Source organism: Arsukibacterium sp. MJ3 (assembly GCF_000987765.1).
Classification (GTDB): Bacteria; Pseudomonadota; Gammaproteobacteria; order Enterobacterales; family Alteromonadaceae; genus Alishewanella.
The window spans coordinates 192247-209704 of record NZ_LAHP01000003.1 but is presented as its reverse complement, the minus strand read 5'-3'; the positions used below and the strand labels follow the sequence as shown (position 1 = coordinate 209704).

At 46.3% G+C, this 17458-nt stretch carries 16 protein-coding genes; 13 read left to right on the top strand and 3 right to left on the bottom strand.

Features of this window, described 5'->3' with window-relative positions:
- Nucleotides 1-39 precede the first annotated feature (39 nt).
- The 3 genes from dapD to map are packed head-to-tail and all read right to left on the bottom strand — an operon-like array spanning nt 40 to nt 4306.
- Entirely contained in the window at nt 40-864 is an 825-nt protein-coding gene (gene dapD / locus VT06_RS03805; RefSeq protein ID WP_046552935.1) for a 2,3,4,5-tetrahydropyridine-2,6-dicarboxylate N-succinyltransferase, read from the bottom strand.
- A gap of 9 nt (nt 865-873) precedes the next feature.
- Complete coding sequence (gene glnD / locus VT06_RS03800) at nt 874-3498, bottom strand: bifunctional uridylyltransferase/uridylyl-removing protein GlnD (RefSeq protein WP_046552934.1); 2625 nt, start codon at nt 3496-3498, stop codon at nt 874-876.
- A 19-nt stretch (nt 3499-3517) separates the two neighbouring features.
- Nucleotides 3518-4306, bottom strand: a complete 789-nt coding sequence (gene map, locus VT06_RS03795; protein WP_046552933.1) for a type I methionyl aminopeptidase — start codon at nt 4304-4306, stop codon at nt 3518-3520.
- A gap of 324 nt (nt 4307-4630) precedes the next feature.
- Between map and rpsB the strand changes: the two genes are divergently transcribed.
- The 13 genes from rpsB to lpxA all read left to right on the top strand — a co-directional run bounded on the left by rpsB (nt 4631) and on the right by lpxA (nt 17458).
- Entirely contained in the window at nt 4631-5359 is a 729-nt protein-coding gene (gene rpsB / locus VT06_RS03790; protein ID WP_046552932.1) for a 30S ribosomal protein S2, read from the top strand.
- A gap of 103 nt (nt 5360-5462) precedes the next feature.
- The gene (gene tsf, locus VT06_RS03785) at nt 5463-6335 is read left to right on the top strand and encodes a translation elongation factor Ts (RefSeq protein ID WP_046552931.1); all 873 of its coding nucleotides are present in this window, start codon (nt 5463-5465) and stop codon (nt 6333-6335) included.
- A 104-nt stretch (nt 6336-6439) separates the two neighbouring features.
- The gene (gene pyrH / locus VT06_RS03780; protein ID WP_046552930.1) at nt 6440-7180 is read left to right on the top strand and encodes a UMP kinase; all 741 of its coding nucleotides are present in this window, start codon (nt 6440-6442) and stop codon (nt 7178-7180) included.
- Between the two features lie 49 nt (nt 7181-7229).
- A complete protein-coding gene (gene frr, locus VT06_RS03775; RefSeq protein WP_046552929.1) occupies nt 7230-7787 on the top strand; it encodes a ribosome recycling factor in 558 nt (185 codons plus the stop codon).
- Between the two features lie 135 nt (nt 7788-7922).
- Nucleotides 7923-8684, top strand: coding sequence for a polyprenyl diphosphate synthase (uppS, locus tag VT06_RS03770; RefSeq protein ID WP_046552928.1), 762 nt, complete (start codon nt 7923-7925; stop codon nt 8682-8684).
- A 5-nt stretch (nt 8685-8689) separates the two neighbouring features.
- On the top strand, nt 8690-9550 hold the full coding sequence (locus tag VT06_RS03765; RefSeq protein ID WP_046552927.1) for a phosphatidate cytidylyltransferase: 861 nt from the start codon (nt 8690-8692) through the stop codon (nt 9548-9550).
- Nucleotides 9550-10746: a 1-deoxy-D-xylulose-5-phosphate reductoisomerase gene (gene ispC, locus VT06_RS03760; protein ID WP_046552926.1), complete on the top strand. Its 1197-nt coding sequence runs from the start codon at nt 9550-9552 to the stop codon at nt 10744-10746. Before VT06_RS03765 ends, ispC begins: the two co-directional genes overlap by 1 nt.
- Nucleotides 10746-12101: a sigma E protease regulator RseP gene (gene rseP, locus VT06_RS03755; RefSeq protein ID WP_046552925.1), complete on the top strand. Its 1356-nt coding sequence runs from the start codon at nt 10746-10748 to the stop codon at nt 12099-12101. Before ispC ends, rseP begins: the two co-directional genes overlap by 1 nt.
- Before the next feature lie 26 nt (nt 12102-12127).
- A complete protein-coding gene (bamA, locus tag VT06_RS03750) occupies nt 12128-14632 on the top strand; it encodes an outer membrane protein assembly factor BamA (protein WP_046552924.1) in 2505 nt (834 codons plus the stop codon).
- Between the two features lie 16 nt (nt 14633-14648).
- Nucleotides 14649-15170 carry an OmpH family outer membrane protein gene (locus tag VT06_RS03745; RefSeq protein WP_082122432.1) on the top strand — a complete coding sequence of 174 codons (522 nt, stop codon included), beginning with the start codon at nt 14649-14651 and terminating at the stop codon, nt 15168-15170.
- A 4-nt stretch (nt 15171-15174) separates the two neighbouring features.
- Nucleotides 15175-16230, top strand: coding sequence for a UDP-3-O-(3-hydroxymyristoyl)glucosamine N-acyltransferase (gene lpxD / locus VT06_RS03740; RefSeq protein WP_046552923.1), 1056 nt, complete (start codon nt 15175-15177; stop codon nt 16228-16230).
- 3 nt (nt 16231-16233) lie between these two features.
- Nucleotides 16234-16686 carry a 3-hydroxyacyl-ACP dehydratase FabZ gene (gene fabZ / locus VT06_RS03735; RefSeq protein WP_046552922.1) on the top strand — a complete coding sequence of 151 codons (453 nt, stop codon included), beginning with the start codon at nt 16234-16236 and terminating at the stop codon, nt 16684-16686.
- A gap of 1 nt (nt 16687) precedes the next feature.
- Nucleotides 16688-17458, top strand: a complete 771-nt coding sequence (gene lpxA / locus VT06_RS03730; RefSeq protein WP_046552921.1) for an acyl-ACP--UDP-N-acetylglucosamine O-acyltransferase — start codon at nt 16688-16690, stop codon at nt 17456-17458.

Genomic DNA, 17458 nt, shown 5'->3' with positions numbered 1-17458 from the left:
TTGTTAATTTTGGGGCTAAGCTTTAAAGGTGGCTCTAGTCTATTCCACACTGCGCAGTAGGGCATTAATACCCACTTTAGCGCGCGTTTTGGCATCGACTCTTTTAACAATAATCGCTGCATACAGGTTATGGCTGCCATCTTTAGAGGGCAGGGTGCCTGGCACAACCACGGCACCGGCCGGAATGCGGCCATAACTAATTTCACCGGTTTCCCTATCGTAAATACGGGTGCTTTGGCTGATATAGACGCCCATTGACAATACTGCGCCTTCTTCTACGATAACGCCTTCTACCACCTCAGAGCGGGCACCAATAAAGCAATTGTCTTCAATAATGGTGGGGTTGGCTTGTAAAGGTTCTAATACTCCACCAATACCAACACCACCAGATAAATGCACGTTCTTACCAATTTGCGCGCAGCTGCCAACGGTAGCCCAGGTATCTACCATGGTGCCGTCACCGACATAGGCGCCAATATTGACATAGCTAGGCATTAACACCACATTTTTACCAATGTAGCTGCCCTGACGCACGGCAGCCGGTGGTACTACCCTTACGCCATCAGCACGAAATTGCGCATCGGTATAATTGGCATATTTCATCGGTACTTTGTCAAAAAAACGGTTTTCAGCGCCGTCCATAACCGCGTTGTCATTAATACGAAACGACAGTAGTACCGCTTTTTTTAACCACTGATGTACCACCCATTCGCCCGCTATTTTCTCGGCAACTCTTGCCCGGCCGCTGTCTAACAGAGCGATGGCTTGTTGCACGGCTTGCTTTACATCCGGGGCGACAGTACTAGGAGTAATGTCAGCACGCAGTTCAAATGCATGTTCAATAATACTTTTTAAATCAGACATGGTGATGGTTTAGCCTTCTGTTTCTTGAGAAAGTTGTGAAATCAGTACCCGTTTAAGCTGACTTTGTTCGTCACTGCTTAATGCCTGGTCGTCGGCATTGGATAGCATAAAAAAGTCTTCGGCCCGCTCACCTATGGTGGTTATTTTGGCCGCATGAATATTCACCCCGCAGCGCTGAAATACCTCGCCAATATCGGCCAGCAAGCCAGGGGTATCCAGTGCAGCAATTTCAACCATAGTACGCTGCTTGGTATTGCCGGGTAAAAATACCACCTTGGGCGGCACGTTAAACTGGCGCATTTGCCGTGATAACCGGGGTTTTTGCCGCGACAAGTCAGGCTTGCCGGCAATATACAACTCCAGCGCCCGTTTAATGCTGGTAATGCGCGAGGGTGAGCTTACTGGCTCGCCGTTTTGTTCTAGAATAACAAAGGTATCCATGGCATAACCATCTTTGTTGGTCATGATTTGGGCATCAAAAATATTCACTTTCTTACTGTCGAGCGCGGCCACTAAACGGGCGAACAACCCGGCTTGATCCGGCGTGTAAATGAAAACCTGGGTGCCACCCCGGATCGGCGTTTTGCTAATTAATACCAGTGGTTCATGCCGATCTTTGTGCCTGAGAATATGCTCACAATGCCAGGCAATTTGTTTGGGGCTGTAACGGGCAAAATAGTCGGCTTTAATGCGGCTCCATAACTGCAAAATATCGCTTTCAATAAAGGTTTGTTTTAGTAGCAGCGGCATGGCTTCGCTTTGGTTTTCACGAATAAGATCACGTAAATCCATCGGCTTTTCCAAGCCACGCCGAAAGGCTTTTTGGGTCGCCAAAAATAACTCACGTAATAACGAGCCTTTCCAATCATTCCACAGGTTGTCATTGGTAGCGCGAATATCCGCCAGCGTTAAACAATACAGGTAATTAAGCCGGGTTTCGTCCCGTACTTTTTCCGCAAACTCGGCCACAACCGCCGGGTCATGAATATCGCGACGCTGAGCTGTAACCGACATAAGCAAATGGCTTTCTACCAGCCAGGCAACCAACTTACTGTCAAACTCGCTTAGTTTGTGCAACTTAGCAAATTCCCTGACATCCATAGCACCCAGCTCGGAGTGATCACCGCCGCGGCCTTTGGCAATATCGTGAAAAATACCCGCCAGATATAACAGTTCAGGCTTTTCCATGCGTTTCATAATATTAGTACACAGTGGAAATTCACTTTCATGCTCTGGCTGAGTGTATTTGTAAAGGTTTTTCAGTAAACGGTGGGTGTGTTCATCAACGGTGTAAGCATGAAATAAATCGAATTGCATCTGGCCGACAATATTGCGCCACTGCGGCAAATATGCCGCTAATATGCCATAGCGATGCATTAGGGTAATGGCTTTATCCATACCCCTTGGATGGCGCAGTAATGCTAAAAACAGCTGGCGGCAGGCTTCATAATCTTGTAAATCACCCATTAACCGGCGGCGTACCTGGCGCAGTAAGCGCAAGGTGGTGGAATGAATGCCTGTAATATTAGAATTATTAGCAATATGCCAAAACAGCCGCAGTAAATTGTCACGCCGGGCAAAAATTGCGTTGTCGCGCGCTTTAATTAAATGGCCACTGAGCTCAAAGTAATCATCAAGCTGTTGTACTTTAACGCTGTTACCCTGGTTTAATATGCTGCCCTCGAAATGCTGCAGCAGCATTTCGTTTAGCTCGCTTACCCGTTGTACGGTGCGGAAAAACCGTTTCATCATTCGCTCTACCGAAGCTTTACCATCAGCACCAAAACCAAGGCGCTCTGCTGCCGCCGGTTGATAGTCAAATAAAATCCGGTTTTCATTACGGCCCGCTTCAATATGCAGGGCAAAGCGCATTTGCCATAGGTAGGCTTCGCATTCCATCAGCTCCTGATACTCATCTTCAGTCAGGTATTGATAAGCTACCAGTTCGCGCATGGTGCGGGTATTAAAATGTTTTTTTGCCACCCAGCCAATAGTTTGAATATCGCGCAGGCCACCCGGGTTGGCTTTCAAATTAGGTTCAAGATTATACGCCGTACCATGGTACTGAGCATGGCGTTGCTGCTGCTCATGCCGTTTTGCCTGGAAAAAACTTTGGCTACTCCAAAAATTGTCACCGCTGGTAGCCTGTTGTAATTGTTCAAACAATACTTTATTACCGGTAAGTAGGCGCATTTCCAATAAGTTGGTGGCAATAGTAATATCGTCTTTACCGAGTTTAATGGTTTCTTTAAGTGTGCGGACACTGTGGCCGACTTCGAGGCGTAAGTCCCACAGTGTGGCAATAAAGCTGGCAATGGCTTGTTGTTGTGCAGTAGTGAGTTGTCGCTCAGACAAAATAAGCAAGTCGATGTCAGAGAACGGGTGCAGCTCGCCACGGCCATAGCCGCCAACGGCAATTAAGCTAACACTTTTATCCTTTGCCAGCTCAACATGTTGCCAAAGTTGGCTTAGCACGCTATCGATAAAACGGGCGCGTGCTTTTACCAGGCTATTGATGGGCTGATGTTCAAAACTGCGCACCAGCCAGTCATGAAATTCACTAAAGTGCGTTTTATAGTTATCCAGCGAATAATTAGCCGGTAATGACCGGTTAAAGTGCAATGCGTTCGTCATGCGGCTCCTTGCTAAGCAATTATTCTGCCGTTAAATAACGTTCCAGCGTCTCATCGCGGCGTAATGTCAGCACTTCACAGCCGCTGTCGGTCACCAGTAAGGTATGTTCAAACTGGGCAGATAAGCTGCGGTCTTTGGTTACCACTGTCCAGCCATCTTTTAACATTTTGCTATGTCGGCCACCAGCGTTAATCATCGGCTCTATGGTTAAACACATGCCGGTTTTTAATACGTCGCCGGTGCCGGGTTTGCCATAATGTAGAACTTGTGGATCTTCATGAAACACCGCACCAATACCATGGCCACAATATTCACGCACCACCGAGTAACTGTGTTTTTCAGCATGCTGCTGAATGGCATGGCCAATATCACCGAGCCGGATGCCGTTTTTAACCAGTTTTATCGCCAGATACAAGCATTCCTGCGTTACTCGAATCAGTCGCTCAGCCATAATGGTTGGCTTTCCTACCACAAACATTTTTGAGGTATCGCCATGATAGCCTTCTTTAATCACGGTAATATCAATATTGATACAATCGCCGTCTTTTAGGGCTTTATCATTAGGAATGCCGTGGCAGATCACCTGATTAACGGAGGTACAAATTGATTTAGGAAAACCATGGTAATTTAATGGCGCGGGTATGGCCTGTTGCACGTTAACAATGTAATCGTGGCACAGCGTGTTAAGCTCGTCAGTGGTCACGCCGGCTTTAACATGAGGTTCAATCATTTGCAGCACTTCTGCGGCCAATTGGCCGGCTACACGCATTTTTTCAATCTCGGCGGCGGTTTTAATTTTCGCTGTCATTGATACTCTCTCGGTTACTGCAGTTACAGACAATATGACTGCTGCAAAAATACACGTTATATTGTGTTTGGCAGCTTACTATGGTATAAAGCGCGCCGCAAATTAGCAAATTGCATTGTACTTTTCTTTTACGGATGCCGAAGCTTATTTTTAATAACTTCTGGTTCTTTGTTATAAAAAAGTCGGTGTCGGGCGTTTGCGATAACTAAACTTACATTTTAAATAACACACATGCATCGACACATGTACCGGGGTGCCTAAGCGAAAGCGATGGTCGGGATATGGGATGCATGGAGGCCTAACCCCCAAACAGGAAATATTATCATGGCAAAAGTTTCTATGCGCGACATGCTCCAAGCGGGCGTGCACTTCGGTCACCAAACTCGTTATTGGAATCCAAAAATGAAGCCGTTCATTTTTGGTGCCCGCAATAAAGTTCATATCATTAACCTTGAGCAAACCGTACCGATGATGAATGACGCTTTAGCGTTTATTCAGCAGGTTTCAGCCAAGAAAGGTAAAATTTTATTCGTTGGTACCAAGCGTGCCGCGTCTGAAGCCATCAAAGATGCGGCAGCGAAAGTTGACCAATTCTACGTTAACCACCGCTGGTTAGGTGGCATGCTGACTAACTGGAAAACGGTTCGTCAGTCAATCAAACGCTTAAAAGACCTGGAATCGCAAAGCCAGGACGGTACTTTCGACAAGCTGACCAAAAAAGAAGCTTTAGATCGTACCCGTGAAATGGACAAGCTTGAAAAAAGCTTAGGCGGTATCAAGGACATGGGCGGTTTACCAGACGTACTGTTCGTGATCGACGCTGACCATGAACACATCGCGATCAAAGAAGCTAACAACCTGGGTATTCCAGTAGTATCAATTGTTGATACTAACTCTGATCCTAAAGGTGTTGATTATGTGATCCCAGGTAACGACGACGCTATCCGTGCCATCCAGTTGTATCTGGCGGCGGTAGGTCAGGCTATCCAGGAAGGTCGTGACAAAAACATCGAAGTTCAAGCGGAAGCTGAAAGCTTTGTTGAAGCAGAATAATTTTTCTGTCATTTAAGCCTGTCAGGCTTATTGCAGAAAACCTTTGCAACAGGGGCACTTTTGCCCCTGTTTGTCTAACCGGAATTATGACGAGGAAGCTCCCATGGCTGTAACTGCGGCTTTAGTAAAAGAACTTCGCGAGCGCACTGGCGCTGGCATGATGGATTGTAAAAAAACATTGGAAGAAACGGGTGGCGATATTGAAGCGGCCATCGACGCAATGCGTAAAAGTGGTTTGGCTAAAGCAGCTAAAAAAGCCGGCCGTATTGCAGCGGAAGGTGTAATTATAACCCGTGTTGCTGACGGCTACGGTTTAGCTGTTGAATTTAACTGCGAAACAGATTTTGTTGCCCGCGATGCCAACTTTCTGGCGTTTGCTAACAGCGTTGCTGACTTAGCGCATGCTAACAAGCTTTTCACTGCTGACGCTATTTTAGCCGCTGATTTAAATGGAGCGTCGGTAGAAGATGTTCGCGCTACGCTGGTGGCTAAAATTGGTGAAAACATCAATGTACGCCGCGCAGCAGTAGTGGAAGGTGCGGTAATTGGTCAGTACGTGCACTCAGGTCGGATTGGCGTGTTAGTCGTGCTGGAAGGCGGTAACGATGACGTAGCAAAAGACGTGGCTATGCATGTTGCAGCAAACAACCCAAGCTATGTTAATCCAGAAGACGTTTCTGCTGAAGAAGTAGAGCGTGAGCGGCTAATTCAGATCGATATTGCGATTAATAGCGGTAAGCCAAAAGAAATCGCTGAGAAAATGGTTGCCGGCCGCATGACCAAGTTTACGGGTGAAGTAAGCTTAACCGGTCAGCCTTTTGTTAAAGATCCGTCAATCACTACTGGCGAATTCTTAAAGCAAAGTGGTGCCAAAGCAGTATCGTTTATCCGTTTAGAAGTGGGTGAAGGTATTGAAAAGAAAGAAGAAGATTTTGCTGCAGAAGTAGCAGCACAAATCGCTGCGGCGAAAAAGTAATTTGCGCTTTAGCAAATAGCGAAAACCCGCTAGAATAACCGCGACCACAGGTCGCGGTTTTTTTTTGTCTTTTATCCAGCACGTTTTCAGCACTAGGGGCACTCATGAGTATCAATCCAAAACCAACCTACCGACGCATCTTGTTAAAATTGAGTGGCGAAGCACTGATGGGAGATGAAGGCTTTGGCATCGATCCGAAAGTATTAGATCGGATGGCGCAGGAAATTAAAGAGCTGGTAGAGTTAGGCGTGCAGGTAGGTATCGTGATTGGTGGCGGCAATATCTTTCGTGGTGAAGGCCTGGCAAAAGCCGGTATGAACCGAGTAGTGGGTGACCATATGGGCATGTTGGCCACGGTAATGAATGGTTTAGCCATGCGCGATGCGCTGCACCGTGCCTATGTTAATGCCCGGATGATGAGTGCTATTCCGTTAAATGGTGTTTGCGATAATTACAGCTGGGCCGAAGCCATTAGTTACTTAAAGTCAGGGCGAGTGGTTATATTCTCTGCCGGTACCGGTAACCCCTTTTTTACTACCGATTCTGCGGCCTGCTTACGCGGTATTGAAATTGAAGCCGACGCCGTGTTAAAGGCCACTAAAGTTGAAGGGGTGTATTCAGCAGATCCAATGATAGATCCTGAGGCCACGCTTTATGCTCAATTAACCTATGCTGAAGTACTGGACAAAGAATTAAAAGTGATGGATTTAGCTGCTTTTACGCTGGCGCGGGACCACAATTTACAGATCCGGGTATTTAATATGAATAAGCCGGGTGCATTAAAGCGAGTGGTTATGGGTGAGCAGGAAGGCACAATCATCGACCATGCGGAAAATTTACAGTAAACTAGCTGCCATCTTGGCTGCGGCTATATGACATATAAGGATAACGATCGTGATAAACGACATGATTAAAGACAGTAAAGTAAGAATGGAAAAAAGCGTAGATGCGCTTAAATCGCAACTTAACAAAGTGCGCACCGGCCGTGCTCATCCGAGCTTGCTGGATGGTATTCAGGTTTCATACTACGGCACCGATACACCATTGCGTCAGGTGGCTAACGTCTCTATTGATGATGCCCGCACCCTTAGTATAAGTGTCTTTGATAAAAGCCTGGTACAAGCAGTAGAAAAAGCCATTATGGCCTCTGACTTAGGCTTAAACCCTATGTCTGCCGGAACTAGTATTCGCGTACCCTTACCCTCACTGACAGAAGAACGTCGGCGTGACCTAGTTAAAGTCGTGCGGGCCGAAGCCGAAGGCGGCCGGGTCGCCGTGCGTAATATTCGTCGTGATGCAAACGCCGAATTAAAAGCGCTGTTAAAAGACAAAAACATCAGCGAAGATGATGAACGTCGCGCCGCTGATGAAGTACAGAAAATTACTGATATTTATGTTAAGAAAATTGACGAAGTATTGGCTGACAAAGAAAAGGAACTGATGGAGGTGTAACGCCGTCATCCCTTTAACCAGAATAGCGCCGTGGTGGCTAAGCTCTGCGGCGCTTTTTATTATGGTGCAAGCTGCCTATCGGTGCGGGCACTATAACGCAGTAGTTATGCATTACAAAAGGACAGGTCTTATTCTATGACTGCAGAGTCGCAGATCGGGCAGCAGACGTTACCGCGCCATGTCGCTATTATTATGGATGGCAATGGGCGTTGGGCACAACGCCAGGGAAAACCTAGAGTGTGGGGACACAAAAAAGGGGCTGAAGCGGTGCGCCGTGCCGTCAGTTTTTGCCGACAATTAGGCATACCGTCGCTAACGTTATTTGCCTTTAGTAGTGAAAACTGGCGTCGTCCTCAAACAGAAGTTGATACATTAATGCAGCTTTTTATGCTGGTGCTAAAAAAAGAAGTTAAAAGCTTGCACAAGCATAATGTAAAGTTACAAATAGTTGGCGATTTGTCTGCCTTTGATCAAAAACTAAGGGCCAGTATTACTGCGGCCGAGACGTTAACGGCTGACAATACCGCTATGACATTAAATATTGCAGCAAATTATGGTGGTCGCTGGGACATAGTTAATGCTATGCGCCAGCTGGCCGCTAAAGTTCAGGTTGGTGAATTGGTGCCTGAGGCGATATCTGAGCAACTGCTGAGTGAATGCATGCAGTTACACGGGCAACCAGATCTGGATTTGCTTATTCGCACGGGTGGTGATTTGCGCATCAGCAACTTTTTATTATGGCAGGCAGCGTACGCTGAGCTGTGGTTTACCGAAACCCTGTGGCCTGACTTTGATAAGAGTGTCTTCGCTGATGCTATTGCTGCTTTTGTCAACCGGGAGCGTCGCTTTGGCTGTACCGGCGAACAAATTCAGGCGCTGCTGCATAACAAAGGATAACAAGATTGTTTAAACAACGACTACTTACCGCTTTATTTTTGGCACCTCTGGCTTTGCTGGCGGTGTTTTATTTGCCGCTTAGCAGTTTTGCGTTGTTTGTGTCAGTGGTTTTTTTGCTAGGTGCCTGGGAGTGGAGTGGCTTCTGTGGCTTGGCTAACCGGCGTAGCCGCGCGGTCTATACCTTATTAACCGGGCTATTGCTGCTTATGTTGTACTTCTTACAACCTATTGCTTTGCAATATCTTTTTGCTGACACCTTAACGCTAGCTATGGTGCTGGCCGGGGTAATATGGTGGCTAGTTGCGGTGGTGTTGGTACTTACTTACCCGCAGAGCCAGTACTTTTGGGTTGGCCGTGATTGGCTTAAAGCATTAATGGGCTGGTTAACACTACTGCCCGCCTGGAGCGCCATTGTTTTTGTACGAGGCTTAGACTACCCCGAAGCAGAGTTTACCGGTGCCTGGCTACTCTTTGGCTTACTTGGCCTGGTGTGGGCCGCTGACATTGGTGGCTATATTGTTGGTAAACCTTTTGGTAAACGAAAGTTGCTGCCACAAGTGAGCCCGGGGAAAACACTGGAAGGCATGTTGGGTGGGTTGTTATTGGTGCTGCTGCTGGTTAGTGTTGTTGGTTATGGCTTAAGTTGGCCGGCAGACATCGCTTTTTGGTATCTAGCCGCAATAGTATTAAGCGGTTTATCAGTGTTTGGTGATTTAACCGAGAGTATGTTTAAGCGCGCTGCCGGTAAGAAAGACAGTGGTGCTTTTTTACCTGGCCATGGTGGTATTTTAGATAGGATTGATAGCCTGACCGCTACCGCGCCGCTTTATGCATTGCTACTGGCACTATTCGGTGGTTTTAACTGATGCGTCAGGTGGTTATCCTTGGCGCAACGGGGTCGATTGGTTGCAGCACCTTGTCGGTTTTGGCTATGCATCCAGAGCAATTTCAGGTGCTGGCACTAACGGCCTCTACTCAAACCAGTAAATTATTAGCACAGTGCCTGGCATTTAAACCGCGCTTTGCTGCCATGTTGTGTCCATTGGCTGCGGTAACGCTAAAAACAGAGCTGCAGCTGCAAGGCAGTAAAACCGAGGTGCTGGCAGGACCAGAGGCGCTGATCGCGCTGGCAGGTCATCCCGAGGCTGATATTGTTATGGCCGCTATTGTCGGTGCAGCCGGGCTGTTGCCTACCTTGGCTGCGGTTGAACAAGGTAAAACCGTATTACTGGCAAATAAAGAAGCGTTAGTCATGTCAGGCGAGCTTTTTATGGCTAAAGTGCAACACCACGGTACTACGTTGTTGCCAGTTGACAGTGAGCACAACGCTATATTCCAATGCCTGCCCTCGGCATTTCAACAGGCTCAGGGCCAACAGCCTGCTCTGGCAGAAATGGGTATTGCTAAACTGTTGCTAACCGGCAGTGGCGGGCCTTTTCTTAATCGACCTATTGCCAGTTTAGCCACCGTAACCGTTGCCGAAGCTATCGCCCACCCGAACTGGACCATGGGCCAGAAAATCTCGGTTGACAGTGCGACCATGATGAATAAAGGCTTAGAATTTATTGAAGCGCGCTGGCTGTTTAATTGCGCTCCTGCTGATATTGAGGTGGTGATACATCCGCAAAGTATTATTCACTCTATGGTGCAATATACCGACGGTTCGGTGCTGGCCCAGTTAGGTCAGCCCGACATGCGGACACCCATTGCCCATGCACTGGCTTTTCCAAAACGCATTAGCAGCCCGGTTGCACCGCTTAAATTTAGCCAGTTAACCAATTTCAGTTTTGCTGAACCCGAGCCTGCACGCTATCCCAATTTGTATCTGGCGATGGCGGCGTGCTCCGCTGGTCAAGGGGCTACTACAGCGCTAAATGCGGCTAACGAAGTGGCTGTAGCGGCTTTTATCAGTGAACAAATCCGTTTTACCGACATTCGTCGTCTTAATGAAACGTGTCTGGAGCATTTCCATAACTATGCTGCCCGCTCGCTGGATGATATAGTAGCGCTCGATTTGGAAGCCCGCGCTTATGCGCAGCAGTTGGTAAGGACCTTAAAATAATGTCGGTATTTTTTTGGAATGCCTTTGCTTTTATTATTGCCTTGGGTTTATTGGTTACCGTACATGAATTTGGTCATTTCTGGGTAGCACGTAAAAACGGGGTAATGGTAAAACGGTTTTCTATTGGTTTTGGCAAGGCCCTGTTTAGCTGGCGTGACCGCCAGGGCACTGAATATGTTATTGCGGCTATACCGCTTGGTGGCTATGTGCGGATGCTGGATGAGCGCATTGACCCGGTGCTGCCGCAGTATGCCGATCAGGCGTTCAACCACAAAACAGTATGGCAGCGCATGGCTATTATTGCTGCTGGTCCGGCTGCTAATTTTATTTTTGCCATTTTTATTTTGTGGTTAATGTATTTAATTGGTGTGCAGGAAGTTAAGCCGGTTATTGCAGCAGTGCAACCACAGTCTATAGTTGCCAAGGCCGGTATCCAAGGTAATGAGCAAATTATTAGTGTTAATAAGCATACTGCCAGAGATTTACGCACAACTAATTTATTGTTGGTTGAACAGTTAGGGCGAAGCCAGGTCACGCTGGGCTTACAGTCGCTTGATTCTGGCCAAAAGCGGGAAGTACAACTTAACCTGGAAAACTGGCAGTTTGACCCAGAGCAGCAATCGGTATTTGCCAGTCTGGGCATAGAACTGTTGTTGCCTAAAGCCACGACTACATTGGCCTTAGTGGTGCCAGAGTCTGCTGCGGCGCGTGCTGGCTTGCAGCCAGGGGATAGTATTATCCGAATTGATGATGAGCTTATTAACGACTGGCCAACCCTGGAGCGGCTTATTCAGCAACATGCTGAGCAAAGCCTGCTGTTAGAAATAGAGCGGGCAGGTCAGCGCATGCAGTTAACTGCTACGCCAACGTTATTCACACGTGACGATGGTTTCAGCCAGGGAATGCTGGGCATACAACCGGTGGTAACCCCTTGGCCTGAGGGAGTAAGATATACTCAGCGTTTTGGTGTTATAGGTGCGGTTGGTGAAGGTGTTAGCCAAACATGGCAGTTAACGCGCTTGAGCTTTGCGATGGTGGGAAAACTGCTGACGGGTGATGTGTCGGTAAAGCATTTAAGTGGGCCTATCTCCATTGCCCAGGGAGCGGGTGATACCGCCAGCATGGGGTTGATTGCCTTTTTGGCGTTTTTAGCGTTGATCAGTGTCAATCTGGCGGTAATTAATTTATTGCCACTGCCTATTCTGGATGGTGGCCATTTAATGTATCTTGTGGTGGAACTAATCCGCGGTAAACCTGTCTCTGAAAAGGCGCAGGAAATAGGTTTTCGCTTTGGAGCTTTAGTCCTGCTGATGTTAATGGGAATTGCGCTGCTCAACGATATTTCTCGTTTGTAATAAACTAATCATAAGTAGTTCAAATAATGACAATTAAACGATTAGTAGCTGCGATGTTACTAGCCTCAGGCAGTAGCTCGGTGCTCGCTGAAGAATCATTTACCGTTCAGGACATTCAGGTTGAAGGCCTGCAGCGCGTGGCGCTTGGCGCTGCCTTGAATAACCTGCCATTTACTATTGGTGATGCTGTTACTGAATACAGTTTATCGCGCAGTATTAAAACCTTATACAGTGCTGGCCATTTTGACGATATTAAAGTGTTTCGTGACGGTAACACGGTTATTTATCGTCTAAAAGAACGGCCAACAATAAGCAAAATTGAGTTTGACGGTAATAAAGATATAAAAGAAGAGCAACTGAACGAGAGCCTTGAAGGCAATCGGGTGCAGGTTGGTGAACCGTTAGATAAAACAATTTTGAAAAGTATCGAAAGCGGTTTAACCGAGTTTTATCATGGTGTCGGTAAGTATCAGGCTAAGGTTGAAGCCATAGTCACGTATTTGCCGCGTAACCGGGTTAATTTAAAACTGGAATTTGACGAGGGCGATGCCGCCTCAGTGCGTCAAATTAATATTGTTGGTAATACCGTTTTTACTAACGACGAGTTATTAAAGCAAATAGAGTCTAAACAAGATTTACCTTGGTGGCGTTTTTTGTCGTCTGACCGTTATCAAAAGCAAACGCTGCAAGGTGATTTTGAAACCATCAACAGCTATTACTTGGATCGCGGTTATCTGCGCTTTACTATTGATTCGTCACAAGTGTCGGTTAGCCCTGATAAAACAGCAGTTTATGTAACGCTTAATGTAACCGAAGGCGAGCAATACAATATTCGCAATGTCGATTTTGTCGGTGATTTGATTGGTCAGGATGCCGTTATTCAGGCTATTTTACCGTTAAAGGGTGGCCAGTTGTACAATGGTGCACTGGTTACTTTTACCGAAGAAAGTATTGCTAAATTATTGGCGCGCTTTGGTTATGCAAACTCTAAAATTCGCACTATTCCGAAAATTGATGAAGAAACCAAAGAAGTGGATTTAACCATCAGTGTTGATCCGGGCAAACGGGTTTACGTGCGGCGAATTGAGGTTAAGGGTAACAGTAATACCCGTGACGAAGTTATCCGACGTGAATTGCGGCAGATGGAAGGTGCCTGGTTATCAAATGACTACCTGGAATTGTCGAAAAACCGGGTGCAGCGCCTACCTTATATTGAAAAAATTACTTTTGAAACCAGCCCGGTTGTTGGCAGTGATGACTTAGTCGATGTGCTCTTTGACATAAAAGAGCAGCCATCAGGCAGCTTTAACGCCGGTATTTCCTATGGTAGCTACCAGGGCTTGTCATTTGAAGTAGGCGTACAGCAAGCTAACTTCTTTGGTACGGGTAACAGTGCGGGTATCAGTTTAAGTACCAATAAGTATCAGAAAAGCATTAATGTTAGTTATACCGACCCGTATTTTACCCTTGATGGTGTCAGTTTGGGTGGTCAGGTATTTTATTCTGATATCGATTACAGTAGTGCGTCATCTAACCTTGAAGCATACAAGCAGCAGCGTTATGGCTTTGGTGCTAATGTTGGTTATCCGGTAAACGAATTTAACCGCTTAAATTTTGGCGCAAACTACATTGTTAATAAAATTAACATACGTGATAATTATGATCAATTACGGCATTTTAGGGCCGTTTTGCTAGATGCTGAGAACCCGGATGGCGGTTTCGATTTTACTAGCTATGAATTAAGCACGGGTTGGACTCACAGCACACTGAACCGGGGTTTATTTCCAACGGCGGGCCGGATGCTAAATCTGGTATTTAAAGCCACCACGCCTAACTCTGATTTGCAGTATTATAAAGTTCAGTTAGAAGCGCAAAACTACATTCCGCTGAGTAACGATCACAGTTGGTCGTTTCGCAGCAAATTAGAGTTAGGTTTTGGTAATGGTTATGGCGACAAAGATGGCTATGATTATACCTTACCGTTTACAGAAAACTTTTATGCGGGAGGCTCTAATTTACGCGGCTTTGAAAACCGCATTATTGGGCCACACGCTATCTTCCGGCAGGCATCGGTAGTGCCTGGATTACCAGATCCGATAAATGGTTCGCAGAACTTTCCAGCTGATCCAAGCAGTGATAGTTATAGTGTGTCGCCCCGTTCTATTGGTGGCAATGCCATGGGCGTATTAACGCTTGAGTTGATTACGCCGACACCATTTTTAGGTGAAGATTATCGTAATTCAGTTCGCACCAGTTTCTTTGTTGACGCCGGTAATGTTTGGGATACTGAATTTGATATAAATCGCTATGCTACTTTGCTACAAAACAGGACAGCTAATTTTGGGGGGCAAAATTCTCAACCCTTTTTAATTGATTATGCAGACCCCAGTTTAATTCGGGCGTCAGCTGGTGTATCGTTACAATGGATTTCACCAATGGGCCCACTAACGTTCAGCCTTGCCAAGATCATCAAGAAACAAGAGGGTGACAGGCAGGAAAACTTTAGTTTTAATATTGGAACAACTTTTTAATAAAGGTATAGGGAAAATGATGTTTAACAATACAGTAAAGAAAACCGCGTTAGTATTAGTAGCCGCTTTGTTTATGGCTGGCAATGTGGCTGCAAAAGAAATGAAAATTGCCTTTGTTGATGTGCAGGCAGTGGCGGCACAAATTCCGCAGTCGGCCACTATTCAGGAAAATATTCGTACTGAATTTGCCGCTAAAATTGCTGAAATTGGCCAGTTAGAAAAAGATATTGGTTTTAATATTGAAAAACTGCGTCGCGATGGCCCGACCATGAGCGAAAAGCAGAAACAAGAGTTGACTGATAAGGTGCAGCAGCAACGTGAGCAATACGAAGCAACCGCCAGGCCACTTGATGAGCAAATTCGTGCCCGTCAGAACGAAGAGCGCAATAAAATTTTAGCTATGATTAAAACGGCTATTGATGTGGTTGCTGATCGTGAAAAATTTGATGTGGTATTAAACGCCGGCGCTGCCGTTTATGCCAAGCCAGAGTTCGATATCTCTGACGCCGTCGCGGCACAGGTTGGCAAAGCGAAATAATCGGGTGAAATTATTATCTGAATTAGCCGAGCACCTTAATGCTCAGGTTATTGGAGACGCCGCTTGCGGCGTTTCTTCTGTTGCTACGCTGGAACATGCAGCTGATGGTGCCATTAGTTTTTTGGCGAATAGCAAATATCGTAAGTTTTTAAGTCAGACCAACGCCAGTGCCGTATTAATTAAAGCGGATGATCTGCCGTTTTTGGCACCGGGTGTTAATGCCCTAGTGGTTACTGATCCCTATGTGGCTTTCGCGCTTGTCGCCCAACTTCTGGACAATTCGCCGCCGCTTGCCACTGGCATTCATCCGTCTGCTATAATTGACGCTACTGCCGTTATTGGCAACGGCTGTGCTATTGGGGCTAACGCGGTTGTTAGTGCAGATGCCGTGTTGGCTGATCATGTTCAGCTTGCTGCTGGAACTGTTATTGGCAGGGGAGCACGTATTGGCGAAAGCAGTAAGTTGTGGGCTAATGTAACGGTCTACCACAATGTGGTTATTGGCAAATGTTGTGTGATCCACAGCGGTGCCGTGATTGGTTCAGACGGTTTTGGTTTTGCTAACAGAGCTGGTACCTGGCTGAAAATACCACAAACAGGCTCGGTTATTATTGGTGACGATTGTGAAATTGGCGCCAATACTACTATTGATCGCGGCGCGATTGCCGACACCATTATTGGTAACAACGTTATTATTGATAACTTGTGTCAAATTGCCCACAACGTACAAATTGGTGACCATACTGCCATTGCCGGTGCTGCCAGTATTGCTGGTAGCACAAAGATAGGCCGGTACTGTGTTTTAGGTGGCGGAGTTGGTGTAAATGGCCATATCGAAATTGCCGATGGTGTACAAATGACCGGTATGTCGATGGTAACCCGCTCAATAACAGAGAAAGGGGTCTATTCATCTGGTATTCCGGCAACAACAAATACAGAATGGCGGCGAAATACTGCGCGGTTACGGCAAATAGAAACATTATTTCAGCGGGTAAAACAGCTGGAGCAACAATTGTCGCAGTTAAAAGATAATGGACAGAGCTCGTCAACAGAGGATTAATTTTTGGCTAATCAACTTAATAGCCTGCAAGTGCAGGAAATTATGGCGTTACTACCACATCGCTATCCATTTTTATTAATAGATAAGGTGCTGGACTATACCGCCGGTGAATCGTTAACCGCACTAAAAAATGTCACGATTAATGAGCCTATTTTTACCGGCCATTTTCCGGGTATGCCTATTTTTCCTGGGGTACTTATTTTAGAAGCGTTGGCGCAAGCCACGGGTATTTTAGGGTTTAAAACAGTAACGGAGCGAGCAGCAAACGAGATTTATCTGTTTGCTGGTATCGATGAAGCCCGTTTTAAAAAGCCGGTAGTACCTGGTGATACCATGTTATTAGAGGTTAAGTTTTTAAAAGAGCGCCGTAATATCTGGAAATTTTACGGTGAAGCCAAGGTGGATGGCGTTATTGTGTGCTCAGCTGAATTAATGTGTGCCAGAAGAGAGTTATAACGTGATCCATCCCTCAGCAGTAATAGAAAACGGCGCTAAACTTGGCCAGAATGTCAGCGTAGGGCCTTTTAGTTATATTGGTAGTAATGTGGTGTTAGGTGATGATTGCGTCGTTGAGTCGCATGTTGTCCTTAAAGGCCCGGCCACTATCGGCAAAGGTAATCATTTCTTTCAGTTCTCCAGTATTGGTGAAGCCTGTCAGGATAAAAAATATCAGGGCGAAGCAACCGAACTGATTATTGGCGACTTTAATGTGTTTCGTGAAGGCTGTTCGGTACATCGTGGTACGGTACAGGATCAGGGTAAAACCATTATTGGCAACCACAACCTGTTTATGAACACCACCCACATTGCACACGATTGTGTTATTGGTAATCATATTATTTTTGCCAGTGGTGCACAGGCGGCAGGCCATGTTCAGGTTGGTGATTGGGCTATTTTAGGTGGCATGACAGGTGTGCATCAATTTGTGCATATTGGCGCGCATAGTTTTTGTGGTGGTGGCTCTATTGTATTAAAAGATGTGCCGCCCTACGTTATGGTGCATGGTGCGCCTTGTGTACCGGCCGGTATTAATGTTGAAGGTTTAAAACGTCGTGGTTACAGCAGTGATGCCTTACTGGAAATACGCCGAGCTTACAAAGAAGTGTACCGTAAAGGCCAGACTGTGGCTGAAGCCTTAGCAGCGCTGGAAGCCAAAGCGGCCGAGTATGCTGAATTAAAAGTATTTACTGATTTTATTGCCGGCGCCAGCCGTGGCATTGTTCGTTGA